Source organism: Priestia sp. P5_B4, from assembly GCF_056400385.1.
This window is the reverse complement of sequence record NZ_JBFULJ010000444.1, coordinates 1-3,110: the sequence shown is the minus strand read 5'-3', so window position 1 is coordinate 3,110 and position 3,110 is coordinate 1. Positions and strand designations below refer to the sequence as shown.

4 protein-coding genes are annotated in these 3,110 nt (G+C 36.6%); 2 read left to right on the top strand and 2 right to left on the bottom strand.

Annotated features, from left to right (window positions below):
* Nucleotides 1-104, bottom strand: a 104-nt coding sequence (locus AC1DRF_RS21010; RefSeq protein ID WP_477741598.1) for a hypothetical protein, incomplete at its 3' end; no start/stop codon positions are given.
* A gap of 293 nt (nt 105-397) precedes the next feature.
* Complete coding sequence (locus tag AC1DRF_RS21005) at nt 398-1,300, bottom strand: LysR family transcriptional regulator (protein ID WP_427075066.1); 903 nt, start codon at nt 1,298-1,300, stop codon at nt 398-400.
* Between the two features lie 178 nt (nt 1,301-1,478).
* On the opposite strand from AC1DRF_RS21005, the gene AC1DRF_RS21000 reads away from it, so the two are divergent.
* Nucleotides 1,479-1,994 (top strand): cyclophilin-like fold protein, encoded by a 516-nt coding sequence (locus tag AC1DRF_RS21000; protein ID WP_477741597.1) that lies wholly within the window; start codon nt 1,479-1,481, stop codon nt 1,992-1,994.
* Nucleotides 1,995-2,070: 76 nt separating this feature from the next.
* On the top strand, nt 2,071-3,110 hold a 1,040-nt coding region (locus tag AC1DRF_RS20995), incomplete at its 3' end, for an MFS transporter (RefSeq protein WP_477741596.1).

The following is a 3,110-nucleotide window of genomic DNA, read 5'->3' as shown; positions in this document are numbered from 1 at the left end:
AAATAATTTAGCGGATTTTTGAAAATATCCCCGCCTAAAGCCAATTGCAATAAGATCCATAAAGCGAAGATTACTAGTATGGCTGGTATTATAAGCTTGTTCATACATCACTCATCCTTCGTTTAAAATAATAAAGTAATCTTGGCTCTCCATACTTGTTTCATACCCTAACATTAAATCCATAAATAGCTTTAAAAGCATACTGATTGAATGTTTATAAGAATATCACTTTTAAGATAAAATTTAACAGCTGTTATCGCATTTGATAGAAATGTCTTACGTGTATTTGATTTTTTTGTAATAAATTAAAGAAAAAAGAAGCCGTTATTTTACATTTTTAAACAATAAAAAACAGCCAATTTTATAGCTGTTTTAAAGTAGACTGCTATCAAAAATTTCATTTTCTAGATGGTGCAAATTCCTCCTGCAGTTCTTTTAAAAACGCAGCCGCCGCAGCTGAAAGAACATGATGCTTTTTCCACACAATATTTAAACCTGATTCAAGTCTTGGCTGTAACGGTCTGAAACAAAGGTTGCTAGTCGTAGATGTGTTGACGATTTTATCAAGTGTTATGGCATATCCAACGCCTTCTTCAACCATAATCGCCGCATTATAGGCAAGATTGTATGTAGTGACAATGTTCAATTTATGAAAATCTTCGCCGAACCAATCCGCAAATTCATTTTTCGAAAAAGTCTGTTTCACGGCTTGTCGTGAACAAATCAGTGGAACGTTTACTAAATCCGCAGCTTGAATGCTTTCTTTGACGGCAAGGGAGCTGTCTTTTTTCATAACGACGCCCCAAATATCTTTGGCAGGCATATTAAGATAATTGTATTTTGAAATATCGGCTGGCTGAATTAAAATACCAAAATCAAGCAGACCCTTGTCAAGCCGTTCCGTTATATCTTCTTCGTTTCCACTGTAGAGGTGATATCGTATATTGGGATAACGTACCTGTACATCTTTTGCTACTCGTGCAATATGTTTCATTGCTTCAGTTTCCCCGCCGCCTATATAAACGTCACCACCTATTGTTTCTTCCATAGAACTAAACTCAGCCTCTAATTTATCCATCATATTAACGATTTCTTCTGCCCTGTTTCGCAGAAGCATTCCTTCATCTGTCAGGATGACACTGTGACTGCTGCGAATAAATAGTTTTTTACCTAACTCTTGTTCAAGATCTTTTAATTGTCTCGACAAAGTTGGCTGTGTCACATGCAAAAAGTCTGCAGCTCTCGTGATGTTTCCTTCTCTTGCAACCGTAAGAAAATAGCGTAAAACTCGAAATTCCATATACCCCTCCTCCTTTCACAATTTTTAGTGTATACGTCTTAGAAATGCTTATCAAGCATACCACGATATAAGATATAAGCATTTTCTATATTTAAAAGGAGCCATTAGAATAAATAGCAACGAAGTTCATATCACGAAAGCAACACTTTTAATTATTCAAAATTGAAAGGAGCTTAAAATGAAAAAATTTTTATGTCTGTCTTCTATCTTAGTAGCAAGCCTTGGCCTCTCTGCTTGCAGCAACAATAATTCATCTGCAGCGGACAGAGATCATAATGCAAGTAATCCTTCAAACCAAGCACCAGAACAGCCAAAAGAAGATCGTATTTCAGATACAAGAATCAAATTAACGTTTAACGATAAAGAAGTCTTGATTAGGATGTACGATAACTCAGCAAGTATGGCTTTTCTAGCTCAATTGCCTTTAACAGTCATTTTTGAAGATTATATAGATAAAGAGAAAATTAGTATTTTACAAAAAAGATTATCAGCAGATGATGTACAAGCCGGAGATCTATCAAAAAAAGGCGACTTTGCTTATTACGCTCCTTGGGGCAATGTTGCTATTTTTTATAAAGGTTTTGAGGATGCCACAAATGACCTTATCATACTAGGTCAAATTGAATCGGGAAAAGAAAACGTTGAAAATCTTCATGGTGATTTTACAGTTACCATTGAAAAAGTGACTAAGTAAAAACATGACAATTGGTCTTTAAACAGCCCGCTTTGAAGCAGCTAGAACACTTTTTAGAAAGAAGGAAATTTATTTTATGTCTAAACAAAATAAGCTACTTATATTTGTCTTAACCTTAGGAGCTTTCGGCATTATAAATACCGAAATGGGGGTTATAGGGATACTGCCCTACATTGCGGATCACTTTCATATCAGTGTATCAAAGGCCGGGTGGCTGGTGAGTCTCTTTGCTCTTACTGTATCAATATCCGGTCCAACTATGCCGTTATTATTTTCAGGAGTCAATCGTAAGAAAGCGATGTTGCTTGTGCTTGGTATTTTCGTTTTAGGTAACATTATCTCTATATTCACCACTAACTTTGCTGTTGCCATACTTGCGCGTGTGATTCCAGCTATCTTTCATCCAATTTATTTTTCAGCAGCTTTTACAATGGCTGCAAACTCAGTCAGCAAGGAAGACGCTCCAAAAGCTGTTTCAAAAGTCTTTATTGGCGTATCTGCAGGTATGGTACTTGGTGTACCAATCGCAAGCTTTCTTGCAAGCACAGTTTCATTTCAACTATCAATGACATTTTTCGCTGTCATTAACGCTATAGTATTTATTGCTACATGGGCATTCTTCCCTTCTATGCCTGTTAAAGAAAGACTTTCCTACGGAACGCAGCTCAGCGTATTAAAAAACCCCGTTACTTGGCTTTCCATTATGGCCGTCCTTTTACTGAATTCAGCAGTATTTGGGGTTTACAGCTATCTTGCTGAGTATCTTAAAACCGTTACGAACATATCTGGAAAATTAATCAGCTTCATGTTAATTCTATTCGGTGTGGCAAACATTATTGGAAACATTATCGCAGGGAAGCTGCTTACGAAAAATGCCATCAAAACGGTAGTAGTTTTCCCTTTCGCATTGGGAGTCGTTTACATCATTTTATTCTTCACCGGACAGTTCACTTGGCCTATGGCTATTATGACTTTAGTTTGGGGAATATTCGCTGGTATAGGAACGAATATTAATCAATATTGGATTTCATCAGCAGCTCCGGAAGCTCCTGATTTCGCAAATGGATTATTTTTAGCATCTGTTAACTTAGGAACAACGATTGGTACGGCTGTAGG

Excerpts from the sequence above, each read along its gene's own strand:
- AC1DRF_RS21005 (WP_427075066.1), bottom strand. The coding sequence starts at position 1,300 with ATGGAATTTCGAGTTTTACGCTATTTTCTTACGGTTGCAAGAGAAGGA.
- AC1DRF_RS21000 (WP_477741597.1), top strand. The coding sequence starts at position 1,479 with ATGAAAAAATTTTTATGTCTGTCTTCTATCTTAGTAGCAAGCCTTGGC.